This window comes from Sphingomonas sp. GW821-FHT10F11, from assembly GCF_058809095.1.
Genome location: NZ_JBXASH010000001.1, coordinates 992453 through 1009031, shown reverse-complemented (window position 1 = coordinate 1009031; position 16579 = coordinate 992453). Strand labels below are relative to the sequence as shown.

Below are 16579 nucleotides of genomic sequence, written 5' to 3'. Positions count from 1 at the left end.
CCCATGTACGTGCAATGGTTCGTCAAGGGCATCGGCAGTCGAGACGCCGCCGGCAATTCTGGGCTGCAGTGGCACGAAGCCCAGGCGCTGCTACTAAACGGGCACGGCATCACCTCCAACTGGTGGCGCAACAAGCCCGGTTGCAAAATCTCCCCTTCCGAGGTCGACGCGGTTCTGACCGAATATAACCTTGAGCGGCACGTGCATGATTACGACAGCTTCGGCGACGAGACGCCATTCATCTCGCTCGCCTCGGGCTGCGTGGAGCGCGACGTACTGATCCGCCGCAACAGCGTCTATTCCGCCGTCGATACCGCGCTCGATTTCGCGACCGATGCCGGCAGCCATCCGGGCTGCCTTTTCTACGGCTGGATCGTCACCAGCCTCAATCCGGCGGTCCAACTGAGCGGCGTCGCCGAAGCGATCCGCGACCTCAATGTCTATCATCGCTGGTCACCCTTCCAACTCGAAGGCGAGGTCACCGCGAAGATCCACATTCCGTCCAACCAGATCGAACGCGTCGAATGGTGGGACCTCTCGAACAACGCGACCGCCGCTCAGGATATCTGCATCAACCCCAGGTTCATGGGACCCGCGCCGATCCTGAACGTGCGGGAGCATTTCTGATGGTTGCCTACACCGCCGATCTCGGTTTCAACGACGCCATGGCGCGGCGCCGGTTCTATTTCCTGCGCGAGCGCGCCCAGGCCCGCGATATACTTGCTGGCAGCCCGGCCGAGGAGGCCCGAACCGATCTCCACCGCGCCTGCGCCGCCACCTTGCGCCGCGATGCTGCTGCGATCGCCCTGCTGCTGGGGGACACCAAGAATGCGAAGGCAGAGTTCACATGGGCCGGGACGGAATGGCTCCGTCTGGGCCTATTCTATGGCGCTTTCCTCCTTCGCCTCGGTGACGGCCATTGGGCGGGCGTGCAAGACACCACGGCGTGGATCGACGAGGCGGTGATGGACCCTGAATGGCGCGGGCGCGGCGAGGGTGCGAGCAGGCCGTTCGTGCGCCAGGCAGCCCGCAACCCGCGCCAACTGCTCAGTCTCATCCAGGCGGATATCGCAACTAAGACTGGGCTCGCCGGCGCTCAGGGTATCGTGCGCGAACGTCTCGCCGCCTATTGGGGACTGCCGTTCGGCGCTACCGGCGTGACGCTAGGGCGCTATATCGGCTTGCTCGATGAACTGCGCTCCGGTGACCTCGGCGGCAAGGGCCGCGAAACTCTGACTGGCTTAGCCATTCGCCGGCGCGAGCTCGTGGAGACGGCGCAGCTGGATGGGTTCCATTGGCGGCGGCTTCACCAGCCCGCCGAGCTCATTGATTTCGATCTGCTCGCGTTGGGTCTCGCAGCGAAGGCCGGCGGCCCGGACGTGGAAGGTGAGGCGCTCCGTATCGTGGGCGAACGCGGGGTTGCCGCCTCACTGCCATTCAGGCTAGCACGCGAGTTCGACGCGGACGGACCAGGTCCGAGCGCACGGGACTGAACGTTCGGGACAGCTGTGACAGTTCGTCTTTTTAAATTCCGGTGACAGCATTTATTTGCCAGCCAAGCACCGCCGACCCTCTCGTCTTGCCGGATTGAATGGCCGCATATCGCATGCACGGTGCCAGAAGCAGTCTTTCCGCAAGCTGCCAAGCCAAGTCAGCCGATCTAGCAGCCGAGCGCGGAATCAGTGAAAAGCCGCCGGTCGGCTAGCGGGGAATTCCGGTGGCAGACTGCATTGTCACCGGAATTCGCTTGTTCATCCAGTCATCAGCGGCCGCTCTGGCCAATTCCGGTCATCAATGAAATTGGCGCCGATCCCAAAAGCAGCCATTCGTCGTCCGCATCTTCTGTAGAAAAAAGTTACGAGACGATGTCGAATATCGATCCGCTCATTCGTCGTTCCGATGCCACTCCACGGGAGAGGCCTGCACAACGGAGGCAAGACGATGCGTTTGGTGATGTCTCGGAAAAAAGCCGCTGACGGCGAGAGGCCCGTCCGCCGCTCGATTTGGAATGCGGTCGCCAGGCTGGCGACCAGGGCCATATTCATGGCGTCCGCGTCGTTTATGGTCACCGGCGCTACGGCCGGGCCGGCAGAGACATATGCCCGCATGGCCCCGATCGACGCCTATCTGATGGACCGCGACCAGGAAATCGCGCTCGCCAGGAGCGCGGCGCCCGCTTCGATCTCGAAGGATGCGACCGTTCTCGTCATGACCCCGACCGGCTACGAAACCGCCGTTTCAGGAACCAATGGCTTTGTCTGCTGGGTGGCCCGCGGCTTCGCCAGTGCCAGCGACTGGTCCGAACGATGGAATCCGAAAATTCGGGCGGCGGGTTGCGACAATCCCCAGGCGGCACGCTCGATGACCCCGATCGCCAGGCTTCGTACGGCGATGACGCTTGCCGGTCGCACCGATGCCGACATCATGGAGCGTATAAAGGCCAAGCTGCGCAGCGGCGACATTCCGCCGCTGGAAGCGGGCGCGATGTGCTTCATGATGTCGAAGACGGCGTACCTGACCGATCTGGGCACCCACGGCATGGCACATGTGATGTTCTACATCCCGTTCAAGGACGGAGCCGATTGGGGCGCCAACGCGGCCGGATCGCCCGTCCTTGGCGGCAATTACTGGTTCTTCCTGCCGGAGCACGCGGCCGAAGCAGCGACGCTTCCGCCGGTTTCGGTCGTCCTGGTCGGCACGCCGACCTGGTCTGACGGCACGCCGGCCGCGATGGCCGGGATGTAGTCGTCCTTTGCCTGCCAAACACGCGAAAGGAACATTCCATGACGAAAGTTTCGGGCAATCAGCCTGCCGACACAAGAGAGGCGGAACTCCTTGTCGCCATGACCGGCAAAGCCAGTTCGGCCAAGGCCGCGGAAGGGGACACGCCGGTGTTCGCCTACATCGCCAGTTTGCCGCAACCACAGCGCGGTATCGCCGAGCGTATCGACGCACTGGCCGTGCAGGCAGTGCCCGACCTCAAACGCGCGGTGAAGTGGGGCATGGCCTATTATGGCGTGCCTGACGGTTGGTGCTTCTCGTCCGGCGCTTTTGTCGGTCATGTGAAGCTGATGTTCATACGGGGCACCGAGATCAGCCCCGAGCCTCCGGTAACGCCTATTGGAATGGGCAAAGCGACGCGCGGCGTCGAACTGGCATCGACGGAGGAGCTGGACGAAGCCCGGATAATTTCATGGATGTCGCAAGCCGCGTTGAAACCGCTCGCTTCAGGGAAGAAGCCGAAATCAGGCTGATGGTCCGTGGTCGGTCGCCGGAATGCCATGTGCCGGTTCAAGCCGCTCAACCGACCGGCTTGCCGAAAGGCGAATGGCGGCATCGCGGATTTGTCGCCACCGGTTTCGCCATGGGCCGCGCCCCGATATCATTCCACGCCGGACTCTTGTGTTCCCACCGGGGTCGAGGCACCTCCTGCGCGGATGCACACCGAGACTGACCTGGAAACCATCCTGCTGGGACCGGTCCTCGCCGATCGCGACTGCGGCGATTGCGTGGCGTGCTGCACCGTGCTCACGGTCGATACGCCCGATTTCAAGAAGCCGGCGGGGACGCCCTGCACGCACCTTTGTTCGCGTGGGTGCGGCATCCATGCGGTGCGCCCGCATATCTGCCGGACATGGTTCTGCGCCTGGCGACGGGTCGCGGCCATGCCCGATGAAGCCCGGCCGGACCGGTCGGGTCTTCTCGTGTCGATCAATTTCGAGCGTGCGCCGCGCAACTGCTTCGAAGGGGTGTCGATCCATGTCCGCGCGCTCGCCGGGAGTGAGGCGATCGAGAATGGCATGGCCGCGACGATCCTCGACAGCCTGTGCGATCAACTGGTGCCCGTCTGGTTCAGCGATGGGGCGAAGAAGATGCTGATGCATCCGGAGAGTGAGGTCGCTTCGCTTGTGCTTTCGGGGGGCACTGCGCCGGCGCATCTGCAGGACGAGGTGGCCGCGTGGCGCGAGCGTTATGGGGTTTTTGCGGGCGGCAGGTAGAGTTCGGTGACGGTCCGGGGGCGCGGGTACGTCTGCTCGGCTTGATATGGCTTCTCGCCAGGATCGAAGCGGTGAAGAGGGCGTCGAGCCCTCCTCACCGCTGCCCCACCCCTTGCCCCTCCCCTGAAGGGGAGGGGTTGAAGTAAGGGTGCGCCCCTCCCCTGAAGGGGAGGGGTTGAAGTAAGGGTGCGCCCCTCCCCTGAAGGGGAGGGGTTGAAGTAAGGGTGCGCCCCTCCCCTGAAGGGGAGAGGTTGAAGTAGATGCTGTCCCGGAGGGGTTAGATAGGAAGGTTCAACGTCGGCAGTCGAAAGGATCAGGCCTTTGGCGGATCCAGCACGTCGGGTTCGAGCAGGCGGTGGAGGTGGACCACCACGAACTTCATCTCGGCATCGTCGACGGTGCGCTGGGCGGCCGAGCGCCAGGCTTTTTCGGCGCTGGCATAATCGGGGAAGACTCCGACGATCTCGATCGAGTCGAGATCGTCGAAGTCGAGATGGCGGGGGTCCTTGACGCGGCCGCCGAAGACCAGGTGGAGCTTGCTCATGGATCGGGCTTCCAAAGGTAGGAGTCGCCTCGTCCTTAGAGCGTGAATTCCATGAGGTGAACCGCCTGGGCGGCTTTTTGTTACTTGCTGGAGGCCTTGGCGGCAGCGGCCGATCCGGCGCTCGACAATGCCTTGACCACGCCGTCGAGCAGCTTGCCGACCTGATCGCGCGCTGCATCCTTGTTGAGGCCGAGCGCGTCGAGTTCCGCCTTGCCCGCTTCCTTCGCTGCCTGGGCGGCGCCGGCGGCGGTATCGGTGAGGCGCTTGCCGACCGGGCCGAGCAGCTTGCCCTCCTGTTCGGTGCGCGGGATCACCGCGCCGGCGAGCACGCCGATCGCGACGCCGCCGACCAGCACGGCGAGCGGATTGGCCTCGATGCCCTGGGCGGTGCGGCGGACGGCCTCGCGCGCGGTGTCGCGGGTCGTGTCGAGCGCCCTCTCGGCGGCGGTGCGCGGAGTCGGCTTCGCGGTGGCGGGCTTGTCGGTGGTGGGGGCGTTCATTCGGAGGGTCCTTTCCGTCGGGCACGCGCCCGTTTGGGTTTCAAACTCGCGGGCGGCTCGGGAGTTTCATCGAGATAGACCTCGATGAGATGCCTGAGCGGCCCGCGGGCGAGGAGCAGGCCGACCGCCGCGGCGCCGCCGGCCAGGGTCAGGGGATGGCGCTTGAGGCCTTCAAGCCCGTCTCGCGCGATTTCCTGCGCTGCCTCCTTCAACTCCCCCAAGGCCTCGCGCGCAAGCGCCTTGGGGTTGAGCCGGGCCTGGAGATCGACGAGCGTGCCCGCCAGCCGCGCGCGCGCCGCCTCGGCCCGCTGCCGCGCAAAAGCGAGGTTCGTTGCGTCGTCGATCGCTTCCGGCAGGTTCTGGGGCGGGGTCATTCGGGCTTGTCCGGGATGTCGGTGATCCGGCGCACCTTGGCGATGGCGAGACGAACGAGCAGTGCAGCGACGCCGAGCGACAGGGTGACGACCAGGATCGTCGCCCCGACTTCGCCCAGGGGGCGCCGCAGGATCAGCAGCAGCCCGAGCACCGTCGCGATCATCGCCGACTGCGCCAGCAGCAGCGCGACCACGCCCAATACTATCGCGCTCCGTGCCTCGCCGACGCGACTGAGGAACTGGGCGCGGTACAGCCTGATCTCGGCGCGCACGAAGCGCTCGGCATCGTCGATCAGGCGCGAGAACAGGGCCGCGATGCTGTTGTTGTCATGCTCTTCCGGCGGTCGCTCGGCCATGTTCCCCCCGGGGCGTGTCGGATCAGGCGTCGTCGCGGTCGGCGGCGTCGATGCCCGACTTGATCAGCCGGACCAGCACGAAGCCGATGGCGGCAGCGGTGCCGATCGCGATCGCCGGGCTCTTCTTCACGAAGCCGCGCGCATCCTCGATCAGGTCGTCGAGATTCTTCTGCTTGATCGAGTCCGAAAAGCCCGAGACCGCATCGGCGGCGCTGCGGGCATATTGGCCATATTGCGGGCCGACCTTCTCGTCGACGGTGCCGGCGGCCTCGGTCATCATCTTGGCCAGCTCGTCGAGCACGCCGCCGGCACGGGCCTTGCCGTCCTCGGCATAGGCACGGGCCTTGTCGCCGGCGTCCCTGGTGAGTTTCGAGGCGCTGTCCTTCAGCGTCTGGGTCGCGGCCCTGGTTTCGGCCTTGAAGCGTGGGATGGCGGTGTCTGCGGTGGAGTCCACGGTCGGGCCTTTCTTCGGCTTGGCCGGCTTTGGAGCCGGCTTTGCGGTTTTTGCGGCAGGCGAGGGCTTGGGGGCAGCAGCGGCCTTGCGCGGCGTCGCGGTGGTCGCGGCCTTCTTCACCGGTTTGGCCGGCTTGGGGGCCTTTGGAGTTTCGTCGGCCATGCTGTCGCCCTTTCCTCGCTTGTCCAACTTCAACCGGTCAGCACAGTCCACGGTTCCATCGGTCGAGACGATTTGCCGCCGCCGATGATAGCCGATAGAGGCACGCCCGTCTGCCTGGGGCCTCAATCGTTAGAAGGATCATGAAGTGACCGCAATCATCGACATCCATGCGCGCCAAATCCTCGACAGCCGGGGCAACCCGACCGTGGAAGTCGACGTGTTGCTCGATGACGGTTCGTTCGGCCGCGCCGCCGTTCCCTCGGGCGCATCGACGGGCGCGCATGAGGCAGTCGAGCTGCGTGACGGGGACAAGGGCGTCTATCTCGGCAAGGGCGTGCTCAAGGCGATCGAGGCGGTGAATACCGAAATCGCCGATGCGGTGCTCGGGCTCGAGGCCGAGGACCAGAGCGATGTCGACCGCGCGATGATCGAGCTCGACGGCACCGAGAACAAGAGCCGGCTCGGCGCCAATGCGATCCTGGGCGTCAGCCTCGCGGTCGCCAAGGCGGCGGCCGATGCGCGGGGGCTGCCGCTCTACCGCTATGTCGGCGGCGTCTCCTCGCATGTGTTGCCGGTGCCGATGATGAACATCATCAATGGCGGCGAGCATGCCGACAATCCGATCGATTTCCAGGAATTCATGGTCGTGCCGGTGGGCGCTTCCTCGATCGCCGAGGCGGTGCGCTGCGGTTCGGAGATCTTCCACACCTTGAAGAAGGGCCTGCACGACAAGGGCCTGGCGACCTCGGTCGGCGACGAGGGCGGGTTCGCACCGAACATCGCGTCGACCAGCGATGCGCTCGATTTCATCATGAGTTCGATCGAGAAGGCGGGCTATACGCCGGGCGACGATGTGATGATTGCGCTCGACTGCGCCGCGACCGAGTTCTTCAAGAACGGCAGCTACGACATCTCGGGCGAGGGCAGGATCCTCTCCAGCCACGAGATGGCCGAATATCTCGCCGACCTGACGCGTCGTTATCCGATCTTCTCGATCGAGGACGGCATGGCCGAGGACGATTTCACGGGCTGGAAGGCGCTGACTGACCTGATCGGCGACAAGGTCCAGCTGGTCGGCGACGATCTGTTCGTGACCAACCCGAAGCGGCTGAAGCAGGGCATCAAGGACGGGCTGGCCAATTCGCTGCTGGTGAAGGTCAACCAGATCGGCACCCTGACCGAGACGCTCGAGGCGGTGTCGATGGCGCACCGCGCGGGCTATACCGCGGTCATGTCGCACCGTTCGGGCGAGACCGAGGATGCGACCATCGCGGACCTCGCCGTCGCGACCAATTGCGGGCAGATCAAGACGGGCAGCCTGGCCCGCTCGGACCGGCTCGCCAAGTACAACCAGCTCATCCGCATCGAGGAGGAGCTGGACGAAGCGGCGGTCTATGCCGGCCGCTCGATTCTGCGTGCGTGATGGGGTGCCTGATTCAGGTTGAATAGGTAAAATTCCTGCTTGATCCACGAGTCGCGACCTGCGAGAATCGTGGGATGGCCAGGCGTTCCACCTTCCGCACCATGCTCCGCCGCGCCGGTCCGCCGGCCGCGTTGCTGATCGTGGGCGCGTTTTTCGGTGGCTATGCGATCATGGGCCCGAACGGCGCGCTCGCGTATGGCGACATCCAGCGCCAGCTCGACAAGCGCCAGAGCGACCTCGCCGTGCTGGAGCAGCAGCGCGCGGAGTTGAAGAACCGCGTCGCGCTGCTCGATCCGCGCCATGCCGATCCGGACATGGTCGACGAGCTGGCGCGCAAGAAGCTCAACGTGGTGCATCCCGACGACATGATCGTCGACCTGGGCAAATAGCCCCTCAACGCTGCGGGCGGCCTTGCGCCGGGCTGGCGCGCCTCGATTCAACCTGCCAGCATCCTGCCATAGACGAATCAAAAGGAGCGGGTATGCGCAGGATATTGCTTGCCGGGATCGCCTTGCTGGCGGTCACGGCTTGCGGGCCGTCTGGGACGAAGCCCATCACCAACGATGCCGAGCTGGCACTGCCGACGACCGACTGGCCGGCGTTTCGCGATGCGTTCATCGAAGGCTGGTTCAAGCTCGATCCGGCGAATGCGGTCTATCAGGGACGGCATGATTTCGACGGCGGGCTGGCCGACTGGAGCGAGGCGGGGCTGAAGCGCCAGGCCGATTTCCTGCGCGCTTCGGTCGTCAAGGCATCTGCCTTCGACGCGGGCAAGCTGAGCAAGCAGGATGCGTTCGAGCGCGACTATCTGGTCAACGTCGCCGAAGGGAAGCTGTTCTGGCTGACCGATGCGGACCAGCCGCACACCAGCCCGGCCTGGTATATCGGCAACGGGCTCGACCCGAACGTCTATATCGCGCGCAACTATGCCGATGCGCCGACGCGGATGAAGGCGATGATCAAGTTCCTGCGCCAGATCCCGGGCGCGGCGGCGAACATCCGCGCGAACCTGAAGACGCCGATGCCGCTGAGCTTCATCAATTACGGCGTGGCGGGCTTCAACGGGTTCGCCGATTATTACACCGGCGACGCGAAGAAGGCCTTTGCCGGCGTGAAGAGCCCGGCGCTGCAGGACGAGTTCGACCAGGTGGCGGGCGCCGCGGCCAAATCGATGCACGACCTGGCCGGCTATCTCGACGGCCAGCGCGCCACGGCGACGCAGGATTTCGCGCTTGGCGCCGAGAAATTCTCGCGCATGGTGAAGATGACCGAGGGCGTCGACGTGCCGCTCGACCAGCTCGAGGCGGCGGGCAAGGCGGATTTGAAGCGCAACCAGGATGCGCTGACGGCGGCCTGTGCGAAGTTCGCGCCGGGCGCGACGATCCCCGCCTGCATGGCCAAGATGAACGCCAACAAGCCCGAGGGCGGGCCGGTCGCGGAAGCGCGGCGGCAGATCCCGACGCTCAAGGCGTTCGTGATCGCCAAGGACATCGTCTCGATCCCCGATGCCGAACAGGCTTTGGTCGAGGAGAGCCCGCCCTATAACCGGCAGAATTCCGCGTACATCGATCCGCCGGGACCGTTCGAGAAGGGCATCCCCTCGGTCTATTATATCTCGCCGCCCGATCCGACCTGGACCAAGGCAGTGCAGGACGCGTTCGTGCCGGGCAAGATGGACCTGCTGTTCACGTCGGTGCACGAAGTGATGCCGGGACATTTCCTGCAGTTCCGCCATGCCAACAAATCGCCCTCGCTCTTCGGGCGGTTGTTCGTCGGCTATGCCTATGCCGAAGGCTGGGCGCATTATGCCGAGGAGATGATGTGGGATGCGGGCCTCAACAATGGCGACCCGGAGACTCATGTCGGCCAGCTCTCCAACGCCTTGCTGCGCAATTGCCGCTATCTCTCGGCGATCGGGCTGCACGCGCGCGGCATGACTCAGGAGCAATCGTACCGGATGTTCCGCGACGAATGTTATCAGGACGAGGGCAATGCCAAGCAGCAGGCGGCGCGCGGCACCTATGATCCGGCCTATCTCAACTACACCATGGGCAAGCTGCTGATCCGCAAGCTGCGCGACGACTGGACCGCGACTCATGGCGGGCGACAGGGTTGGAAGGCGTTCCACGACCAGTTCCTGAGCTATGGCGGCCCGCCGATCCCGCTGGTGCGCAAGGCGATGATGGGCGGCGACGGGAAAGCGGTGATTTGAACGGGTCCGGCCTTTCCGCCGTGCGGCGGATCGGCCTGATCGCGTTCGGCCAGGTCAATGGCTTCGACCTGACCGGGCCGCTCGAGGTGTTCGCCACCGCCGCGGCGGCCGATCCGGCGCGGCCGGCCTATGCGGTGGAGGTGGTTGCGGCGTCGCTCGATCCGATTGCGACCGAGGCGGGCATGCGGATCCTGCCCGGCCGCAGCTTCGACGATGCGCCTGCCTATGACACGATCATCGTACCGGGCGGGGCGGGCCTGCGCGATGCCGGGGTCAACGCGGCGGTGGTCGGCTGGCTGACGCCGCGGCTGGCGACGACGCGGCGGATCGCATCCGTCTGTACTGGTATCTACGGGCTGGCAGCGACGGGCGTGCTCGACGGGCGGCGGGCGACGACGCACTGGCGCTTCATCGCGGATGTGCAGCGGCGTTTCCCGGCGATCCGGATGCAGAGCGACTGCATCTATGTCGAGGACGGGCCGTGCTTCACCTCGGGTGGGGTCTGCGCCGGCATCGACCTGGCGCTGGCGATGGTGCGCGCCGATCTGGGACCGACCCTGGCGCTGTCGGTCGGGCACGAGATGGTCGTGCCGAGCATGCGCGCCGGGCCGCAGGCGCAATTCTCTGAGCCGCTCCGTGCGCAGGCACGCGCGCCGCACCGGCTGGCCGATCTGGTGGCGTGGATCGGGACCAATCTCGATGCCGATCTGTCGCTGCCGGCGCTGGCGGAACGCGCGGCGATCGGGGAACGGCAATTGTCGCGCATGTTCCGCGAGGGCCTGGGCGAAAGCCCCGGTGCGCTGGTCACGCGACTTCGCCTTGCGGCGGCGCGTGACATGCTCAGCGGGAATGCGGTGCCGGTGGGCGAAGTCGCGCGGCTGACCGGCTATCGCAGCCCGGACGCGTTCGGCCGCGCCTATGCCCGCGCGCATGGCGAACCGCCGGAAGTGACGCGCGACCGGCGGCGCATGTCCGGAACGGCAGGATAGTCGACATCCCCGCAGGGCCGTCCGCGCCTTATGCCTCCCCGTCTGAAGACGGGAGGATGTTATGCGGTTCGGGCGATATCTGGTTCCTGCGGGCGCGGCGGCGATGCTCGTCATGTCGGTCGCGCTGGCGAAAGCGCCCGAGGCGCCGGCCGCGCAGTATAACGACAAGGGCGAGATGCTCTTTCCGGCCGATTATCGCAGCTGGACCTTCGTCACCTCGGGCCATGCGATGAGCTACAACGCCTCGGCCAATGCCGCTTCGCCCGAGGGGCCGTTCGACAATGTCTTCGTCAATCCGGAGGCGCATGCCGCATTCCTGAAGACCGGGCATTGGCCCGAGGGGACGGTGCTGGTGCTGGAGATACGCGGCAGTACCTCGAAGGGCTCGATCAACCAGAGCGGTGCCTTCCAGTCGGGCGAGCCGCTGGCAGTGGAGGTGCATGTCCGCGACAGCAAGCGCTTCAAGGGCGGTTGGGGCTTTTTCGGCTTTGACGGGAAGAAGCCCGCGGCGATGATCGGCTATGACGCGAGCTGCTATGCCTGCCACCAGGCGAATGCGGCGGTCGATACGACCTTCGTGCAATTCTACCCGACCCTGCTGCCCGTCGCGACGACACATGCGACGCTCAGCGCCAATTATCTCGCCAACGAGAAGGCCGCGGCCAAACCCTAGCGGTTCTGCGCCTCGGGCTGGACGTTCTCCGCTTCCTCCGGGCGGGGGTTGCGGATCGAGGGGCGCAGGCGGGCGATGCTGCACAGGCCGGCGATCACCGCCAGGCCGGCCGACACCATCGGCGGAATGCGGCCCTCGCCGATGCCAAGTGCGAGCAGCGCCGCAACCAGGGTCGCGCCGGTGGTCTGGCCCGAGAGGCGGACGGTCGAGACCAGCCCGCCCGCGGCGGCGGCGCGCTCGCGCGGGGCCGAGCCGACCAGCAACCGGGCATTGGGCGGCAGATAGATGCCGAAGCCTGATCCACACAGCGCCATCCGCCAGGCGACGTCGAACAGCGTCGGGTCGGCCGGCATGAACGCAAGCAGCAGCAGCGCGATGATCGAGATGGTCATGCCGATGCCGCCCAGGATGCCGGCGGGCACCCGATCCGACAGGAAGCCTGCGGCCGGCGCGACGATCATGTTGGTGAGCGGCCAGGGCGCGATCGCGGCGCCGATCGCCGCTGCGCTGAACCCAAGCGCGTGCAGGCGGAAGGGCGTCGAGATAAGCAGGGTCATCGAGGCGGTGAAGGCGATGAAGCCGCCAATCGCGGACAAGGCCAGCACCGGGCGGACCAGCAGGTCGATCGGCAGGATCGGATTGGGCTCGCCGCGTTCGCGCCGGACGAAATAGATGCCGACGAGCACGCCGACCAGGACGATCGCCACGGAGACGACCGGGCTGTCGCCATGCACCATGCTTTCCAGCCCGCCGATCACCAGGCCGAACATCGCGGCGCACAGCACCGCGCCGAACACGTCGAAAGTGGCATGGCGCGCACGCGGGTTGGGAATCGCATGGCCCAGCGCGAGGCTGGCGAGCGCGAAGGGCACGGCGCTGGCGAACACCCAGGGCCAGGGCGCCACCGACAGGATCAGGCCGCCGAGCGTGGGCGCGATCGCCGCCGAACTGGTCACCACCACCGAATTGATCCCGAGCCCGCGGCCGAGCTGAGTCGAGGGATAGATCTGGCGGATCAGCGCCGAGGACACGCTCAGTACCCCCGCTGCCCCGATCGCCTGCGCCGCGCGCACGATGAGGAGGAACGGCAGGCTCTTGGCGAAGAAACACAGGATCGTGGCGATGGTGAAGATCGCCTGGCCGGCCTGGTACGCATTCTTGAGGCCGATGCGTTCGCCCAGGCCCGCAAAGGGCAGCAGCAGCATCACCAATATCACCTGATAGACGGTGACGACCGAGACGATCGCGCTCTGCCCGACGCCCAGGTCGCGGGCGATGGTCGGCAAGGCGACATTGGCGACGCCGCCGTCGATGATGACCAGCGCCGAGCCGAACGACATGGCGGCGATCGCGACATAGCGGCGCGGGAGCGGCAGGCCGTCCCCCATATTATGTTTGTCGGGTTCCTGCTGGCGGCGGAAAAAGCCGAGCGTATATCCTTGCGCGCCCGAAGCGCCGGCGGCGCCGGTATCCGCTGAAGCGGCAGGTCCGGTGTCATCGGGAGGGGAGGGCGGAGTCGTCACGCGCGGCCTATGCGACAAAATCGATGGGTTGGGGAAATATTTCGAAATCGGCGACCTTGCCATTCCGGTCCTGTTTTGGATCGCCGGGGTTCCCCAAATCGGGCATCTGGTTCGTCGATCTGCACTTGCTGCGATGCAGCATTTTATTGTATGACTATTTCCATGAAGCTACCCATCGAGAGCGACAAGGCGGCCCCCCAGGGTCCTGTCCCGACCATTTTCGAGGCGATCGTGCGCAAGCGCTGCGTGGTCGCGACCTATAACCGCGTCACCATGACGCTGGCGCCGCACGTGATCTACACCAAGCATGGCGACCTGTTCATCGACGCCGTGGCGATCGAGAAGGACGGCAAGCCGCCGCGCGAGGAGAAGATCGGGACGTTCAAGCTGGCCGGTCTCAACGAGCTCCAGCTGACCGAGCGCGAATTCCCCGCGAGCACGCTGTTCCACGCCAATGACGCGAAATATGTCGAGGCGTTGATCGCGGTCGAAGCGGCTTAAAGCACCCACTCCACCGACAGGAAGCCCTTGGTCGTATCGGTCTGGAACCGGTCGGCCTTGTAGCGCGCCAGCCTTGCGGCGACGGTGAAGCGTTTCAGCTTCGCCTGGGCGAGCAGGTCGAGTTCGTCGCCATAATGCTGCGACAGGCGGTCGCTGTCGAAATGGTGCCAGGTCGCGCCGAGGCCGACCCCGCTGATCGGTCCCTTCGTCTTCCAGTTGGCGCCCAGCGTCCCGTAGAGATCGCGGATGCCGTTGGGCGGGGTGGTGCCGAACTTGCCGGCCCAGCCCTGGAAGCGGAATAGCGAGGCGAGCGGCGTCTGGAAGCTGGTCAGTGCCGTGCCGCGATCGGCGCCGAGCACTTCATAGCCAGCCGTCGCCGCCACCACCTTGCCGCTGACATTGGCCTCGGCGAGATAATAGCTCGCGGCATAGCGGTTCGGGTTGCGACGATAGTCGCTCTGCCGCGCGGCACTGGCGATATAGCCGATCTTCCAGCCCGGCGCGATCGGCCGGCTGCCGGCGAAGCGGACGCCGTAGCTCTGGCTCGACAGGCGGAAGCCCTGCACCGCCGCCAGATCCTGGTCGACGAGATAGGCGAAGCCGGTGAGCGTGCCGATCGGCGCGGCATAGCTGACCAGGCCGAACCAGTTGCTGCCCGGTATCGCGGTCGGGCGCGCGCCAGTGCCGTCGATACCGTTCACGGTGCGCACGCTCCAGACATAACTCGCGTCGATGCTGAGCCGTGGGATGCCCGCCCAGGTCACGCGCACCGCATCGAAAGTCTGCTCGTTCTGGCGCCAGGGCGCCGGACCGACGAAGCGCTGGTCGGCAAGGTCGAGCACCTGACGCCCCGCGGTGACGCTCGCCTTGTGCGCGGCGTAGCGGATCTGGGCGCGATTGATCTCGATATTCTGCGGGTCGGCGACCAGCGGCAACGGTCGGCCGTTCAGCCCGTCATTGTAGTGATTGGCGATGCCGATCGTCGCTTCGCTCTCGACCAAAGCCGACCAGGGGCCGGTGCTTGCCTGCACGCCGCTGCGGACGCGGAGCGTGGCAGCGTCGGCCTGGTCGGCGATACCGTCCTGGTCGACATGTTCGTAGCGGAGGCGCGCGTCGATCAGTGGCTTCAGCGTTATGTCCTGCGCGTGGGCGGTGTGAGCACATGTCCCCAGCGCCGCGAGCCCGAGGGCCCGCGCCATCGTCTTGCTCATGAGCAAATCCTTGAATTCGTAAAAAATGGAGCGGGCAGGGGTGGGGCCGCCCGCTCCAGGGGAGAAGCTCTCAGACCGGCTTGGCGACGAGCCCGCCGTCGATCGCGCCGAGCTCACCGGAGGCACGCGCCGAGCGGCCATAGACCAGCTCGAACAGCGGCCCGGCCATCATCGTCGTGACGATCGCCATCAGCACCAGCATCGAGAAGAGCGTCGGGCCGATGATGCCCTTTTGCAGGCCGATATTGATGATGATCAATTCCATCAGCCCGCGCGAGTTCATCAGCGCGCCGATGCCGAGCGCGGTCCGGTTGTCCTCGCCGGCGAGCCGTGCCGCGAGATAGCAGGCGCCGCCCTTGGCGAGGATCGACGCGGCGAGCACGCCGAGCGCGATCAGCAACAGGGTAGGCGAGTTGACCATGTCCAGCCGGGTGTTGAGGCCCGAATAGGTGAAGAACATCGGCAGCAGCAGCACGACCGCGAGCGGTTCGACCTTCTTCTTGAGCTCCTCGACGAACAGCCCGCGCGGCATGACGACGCCGAGGATGAAGCCGCCGAAAATCGCGTGGATGCCGACCGCGTCCATCAGGAAGGCGGACATGCAGAACAGCATCAGCGTGATGGCAAGCACGGTGATGCTCATCTCCCCGGCGCGCTCGACCGCGCGGCCGAGTGGCGCCAGCAGGCGCTGGCCGAAGATGATGATGAAGGCGGCATAAGCGAGGCCCCCGCCGATCGCGAGCACGGCGACGCCCGGTCCGCCGCCAAAGGTGGCCAGCACCACCGCCAGCACGCACCACGAAACGGCATCGTCAAAGGCGCCGGCGGTCAGCGACAGCGTGCCGAGCGAGGTATTGGCAAGGCCGCGTTCGTTGATGATCCGGGCGAGCATCGGGAAAGCGGTCAGCGCGATGCAGGCACCCATGAACAGCGTGGCATTGGCGGTGGAGATGCCCGCCGCGAACAGGCCCGGCACGCCGAGCAGGAACGGCGTGATCAGGAACGCAATCAGGAACGGCGCCGCGATGCCGGCGAACGACACGCTCATCGCGCTCTTCGCCTTCGACTTGAACTTGTCGAGCTGGAGCGTGGTGCCGACCAGGAACATGTACAGCCCGACGCCGAGCTGCGACCCGGCATAAAGGACGTTGCGGGTTTCCTTGGGGAAGATCGCGCCCTGCAGGCCCGGAAAGAGCAGGCCGATCAGCGATGGACCGAGGATCACGCCGGCGATCATCTCGCCGACGACCTGGGGCTGGCCGAGGAATTTCTTGCCGGCCCAGCCGACCACCCGGCACGCGAGCAGGATGACCGCGAGCTGGAGGAAGAAATGAACGCTGAAATCGCCCGGCGTATAGCTCGCGGCCGCAGCCGGAACGGCCGGACCATGGGCTGACAAGATGCCCCCCACCGTCGACCAGATGCTGTCGATGACCCCGTCGGCCATATGATTCCCCCTCCTAAATTTCGGGTCTTTCCCGCGGCAATCCATGTTGCCCGGCCGTGATGGGGACGAAATCCGGCGCTCGGCGCAACAGGAAAATGCGGTCGGGATGCCGTTCGTTGTCATTTTCCCGGCGACCGTATGTCAGTTGTTGCGAAGTGGCCACAGAGTAGTAATGTACCTACAAGTTAGCGTGAACATTGTAACCTTGTAGA

19 protein-coding genes are annotated in these 16579 nt (G+C 65.7%); 11 read left to right on the top strand and 8 right to left on the bottom strand.

The window, feature by feature from the left end; genetic code table 11:
• The first annotated feature begins 3 nt into the window (after window positions 1-3).
• From AC1RT8_RS04970 to AC1RT8_RS04950, 5 genes are all read left to right on the top strand, one after another.
• Window positions 4-627, top strand: a complete 624-nt coding sequence (locus tag AC1RT8_RS04970; RefSeq protein ID WP_493074469.1) for a hypothetical protein — start codon at window positions 4-6, stop codon at window positions 625-627.
• Entirely contained in the window at window positions 627-1493 is an 867-nt protein-coding gene (locus tag AC1RT8_RS04965) for a hypothetical protein (RefSeq protein ID WP_493074468.1), read from the top strand. Before AC1RT8_RS04970 ends, AC1RT8_RS04965 begins: the two co-directional genes overlap by 1 nt.
• Before the next feature lie 550 nt (window positions 1494-2043).
• Entirely contained in the window at window positions 2044-2745 is a 702-nt protein-coding gene (locus AC1RT8_RS04960; RefSeq protein WP_493074467.1) for a hypothetical protein, read from the top strand.
• A gap of 38 nt (window positions 2746-2783) precedes the next feature.
• A complete protein-coding gene (locus AC1RT8_RS04955; protein WP_493074466.1) occupies window positions 2784-3254 on the top strand; it encodes a DUF1801 domain-containing protein in 471 nt (156 codons plus the stop codon).
• Window positions 3255-3437: 183 nt separating this feature from the next.
• Window positions 3438-3998, top strand: a complete 561-nt coding sequence (locus AC1RT8_RS04950) for a YkgJ family cysteine cluster protein (protein WP_493074465.1) — start codon at window positions 3438-3440, stop codon at window positions 3996-3998.
• Window positions 3999-4311: 313 nt separating this feature from the next.
• On the opposite strand, the gene AC1RT8_RS04945 is transcribed toward AC1RT8_RS04950, so the two are convergent.
• From AC1RT8_RS04945 to AC1RT8_RS04925, 5 genes are all read right to left on the bottom strand, one after another.
• The gene (locus AC1RT8_RS04945) at window positions 4312-4542 is read right to left on the bottom strand and encodes a DUF4170 domain-containing protein (protein WP_493074464.1); all 231 of its coding nucleotides are present in this window, start codon (window positions 4540-4542) and stop codon (window positions 4312-4314) included.
• An 80-nt stretch (window positions 4543-4622) separates the two neighbouring features.
• Window positions 4623-5042, bottom strand: a complete 420-nt coding sequence (locus AC1RT8_RS04940; protein ID WP_372851350.1) for a hypothetical protein — start codon at window positions 5040-5042, stop codon at window positions 4623-4625.
• Window positions 5039-5416 carry a DUF3618 domain-containing protein gene (locus AC1RT8_RS04935; RefSeq protein WP_493074463.1) on the bottom strand — a complete coding sequence of 126 codons (378 nt, stop codon included), beginning with the start codon at window positions 5414-5416 and terminating at the stop codon, window positions 5039-5041. Before AC1RT8_RS04935 ends, AC1RT8_RS04940 begins: the two co-directional genes overlap by 4 nt.
• Window positions 5413-5772 (bottom strand): phage holin family protein, encoded by a 360-nt coding sequence (locus AC1RT8_RS04930; protein WP_493074462.1) that lies wholly within the window; start codon window positions 5770-5772, stop codon window positions 5413-5415. Before AC1RT8_RS04930 ends, AC1RT8_RS04935 begins: the two co-directional genes overlap by 4 nt.
• A gap of 22 nt (window positions 5773-5794) precedes the next feature.
• On the bottom strand, window positions 5795-6388 hold the full coding sequence (locus AC1RT8_RS04925) for a hypothetical protein (protein WP_493074461.1): 594 nt from the start codon (window positions 6386-6388) through the stop codon (window positions 5795-5797).
• A gap of 145 nt (window positions 6389-6533) precedes the next feature.
• Here AC1RT8_RS04925 and eno point away from each other — a divergent pair, with 145 nt between their 5' ends.
• From eno to AC1RT8_RS04900, 5 genes are all read left to right on the top strand, one after another.
• On the top strand, window positions 6534-7811 hold the full coding sequence (eno, locus tag AC1RT8_RS04920) for a phosphopyruvate hydratase (RefSeq protein ID WP_493074460.1): 1278 nt from the start codon (window positions 6534-6536) through the stop codon (window positions 7809-7811).
• Window positions 7812-7885: 74 nt separating this feature from the next.
• Entirely contained in the window at window positions 7886-8200 is a 315-nt protein-coding gene (locus tag AC1RT8_RS04915) for an FtsB family cell division protein (RefSeq protein ID WP_493074459.1), read from the top strand.
• A 92-nt stretch (window positions 8201-8292) separates the two neighbouring features.
• Window positions 8293-10023, top strand: a complete 1731-nt coding sequence (locus AC1RT8_RS04910; RefSeq protein ID WP_493074458.1) for a DUF885 domain-containing protein — start codon at window positions 8293-8295, stop codon at window positions 10021-10023.
• A complete protein-coding gene (locus tag AC1RT8_RS04905; RefSeq protein WP_493074457.1) occupies window positions 10020-11012 on the top strand; it encodes a GlxA family transcriptional regulator in 993 nt (330 codons plus the stop codon). Before AC1RT8_RS04910 ends, AC1RT8_RS04905 begins: the two co-directional genes overlap by 4 nt.
• 61 nt (window positions 11013-11073) lie before the next feature.
• Window positions 11074-11685, top strand: coding sequence for a cytochrome P460 family protein (locus AC1RT8_RS04900; protein ID WP_493074456.1), 612 nt, complete (start codon window positions 11074-11076; stop codon window positions 11683-11685).
• Here AC1RT8_RS04900 and AC1RT8_RS04895 read toward each other — a convergent pair.
• A complete protein-coding gene (locus tag AC1RT8_RS04895; protein ID WP_493074681.1) occupies window positions 11682-13073 on the bottom strand; it encodes an MFS transporter in 1392 nt (463 codons plus the stop codon). The two genes, AC1RT8_RS04900 and AC1RT8_RS04895, sit on opposite strands and share 4 nt — an antisense overlap.
• Before the next feature lie 297 nt (window positions 13074-13370).
• On the opposite strand from AC1RT8_RS04895, the gene AC1RT8_RS04890 reads away from it, so the two are divergent.
• Entirely contained in the window at window positions 13371-13709 is a 339-nt protein-coding gene (locus AC1RT8_RS04890; RefSeq protein WP_493074455.1) for a hypothetical protein, read from the top strand.
• Here the strand turns inward: AC1RT8_RS04890 and AC1RT8_RS04885 are convergent.
• Window positions 13706-14920: an alginate export family protein gene (locus AC1RT8_RS04885; RefSeq protein ID WP_493074454.1), complete on the bottom strand. Its 1215-nt coding sequence runs from the start codon at window positions 14918-14920 to the stop codon at window positions 13706-13708. The genes AC1RT8_RS04890 and AC1RT8_RS04885 overlap by 4 nt on opposite strands.
• Before the next feature lie 70 nt (window positions 14921-14990).
• On the bottom strand, window positions 14991-16367 hold the full coding sequence (locus AC1RT8_RS04880) for a cation:proton antiporter (protein WP_493074453.1): 1377 nt from the start codon (window positions 16365-16367) through the stop codon (window positions 14991-14993).
• Window positions 16368-16579: the final 212 nt, after the last annotated feature.

What these genes read in the sequence shown, in the direction of transcription:
- AC1RT8_RS04950 (WP_493074465.1), top strand. Translation starts at nt 3,438, where the DNA reads ATGCACACCGAGACTGACCTGGAAACCATCCTGCTGGGACCGGTCCTC.
- AC1RT8_RS04890 (WP_493074455.1), top strand. Translation starts at nt 13,371, where the DNA reads ATGAAGCTACCCATCGAGAGCGACAAGGCGGCCCCCCAGGGTCCTGTC.
- AC1RT8_RS04945 (WP_493074464.1), bottom strand. Translation starts at nt 4,542, where the DNA reads ATGAGCAAGCTCCACCTGGTCTTCGGCGGCCGCGTCAAGGACCCCCGC.
- AC1RT8_RS04970 (WP_493074469.1), top strand. Translation starts at nt 4, where the DNA reads ATGTACGTGCAATGGTTCGTCAAGGGCATCGGCAGTCGAGACGCCGCC.
- AC1RT8_RS04880 (WP_493074453.1), bottom strand. Translation starts at nt 16,367, where the DNA reads ATGGCCGACGGGGTCATCGACAGCATCTGGTCGACGGTGGGGGGCATC.
- AC1RT8_RS04900 (WP_493074456.1), top strand. Translation starts at nt 11,074, where the DNA reads ATGCGGTTCGGGCGATATCTGGTTCCTGCGGGCGCGGCGGCGATGCTC.
- AC1RT8_RS04965 (WP_493074468.1), top strand. Translation starts at nt 627, where the DNA reads ATGGTTGCCTACACCGCCGATCTCGGTTTCAACGACGCCATGGCGCGG.
- AC1RT8_RS04910 (WP_493074458.1), top strand. Translation starts at nt 8,293, where the DNA reads ATGCGCAGGATATTGCTTGCCGGGATCGCCTTGCTGGCGGTCACGGCT.
- AC1RT8_RS04960 (WP_493074467.1), top strand. Translation starts at nt 2,044, where the DNA reads ATGGCGTCCGCGTCGTTTATGGTCACCGGCGCTACGGCCGGGCCGGCA.
- AC1RT8_RS04925 (WP_493074461.1), bottom strand. Translation starts at nt 6,388, where the DNA reads ATGGCCGACGAAACTCCAAAGGCCCCCAAGCCGGCCAAACCGGTGAAG.
- AC1RT8_RS04940 (WP_372851350.1), bottom strand. Translation starts at nt 5,042, where the DNA reads ATGAACGCCCCCACCACCGACAAGCCCGCCACCGCGAAGCCGACTCCG.
- AC1RT8_RS04955 (WP_493074466.1), top strand. Translation starts at nt 2,784, where the DNA reads ATGACGAAAGTTTCGGGCAATCAGCCTGCCGACACAAGAGAGGCGGAA.
- AC1RT8_RS04935 (WP_493074463.1), bottom strand. Translation starts at nt 5,416, where the DNA reads ATGACCCCGCCCCAGAACCTGCCGGAAGCGATCGACGACGCAACGAAC.
- AC1RT8_RS04915 (WP_493074459.1), top strand. Translation starts at nt 7,886, where the DNA reads ATGGCCAGGCGTTCCACCTTCCGCACCATGCTCCGCCGCGCCGGTCCG.
- AC1RT8_RS04895 (WP_493074681.1), bottom strand. Translation starts at nt 13,073, where the DNA reads ATGGGGGACGGCCTGCCGCTCCCGCGCCGCTATGTCGCGATCGCCGCC.
- AC1RT8_RS04930 (WP_493074462.1), bottom strand. Translation starts at nt 5,772, where the DNA reads ATGGCCGAGCGACCGCCGGAAGAGCATGACAACAACAGCATCGCGGCC.
- AC1RT8_RS04885 (WP_493074454.1), bottom strand. Translation starts at nt 14,920, where the DNA reads ATGAGCAAGACGATGGCGCGGGCCCTCGGGCTCGCGGCGCTGGGGACA.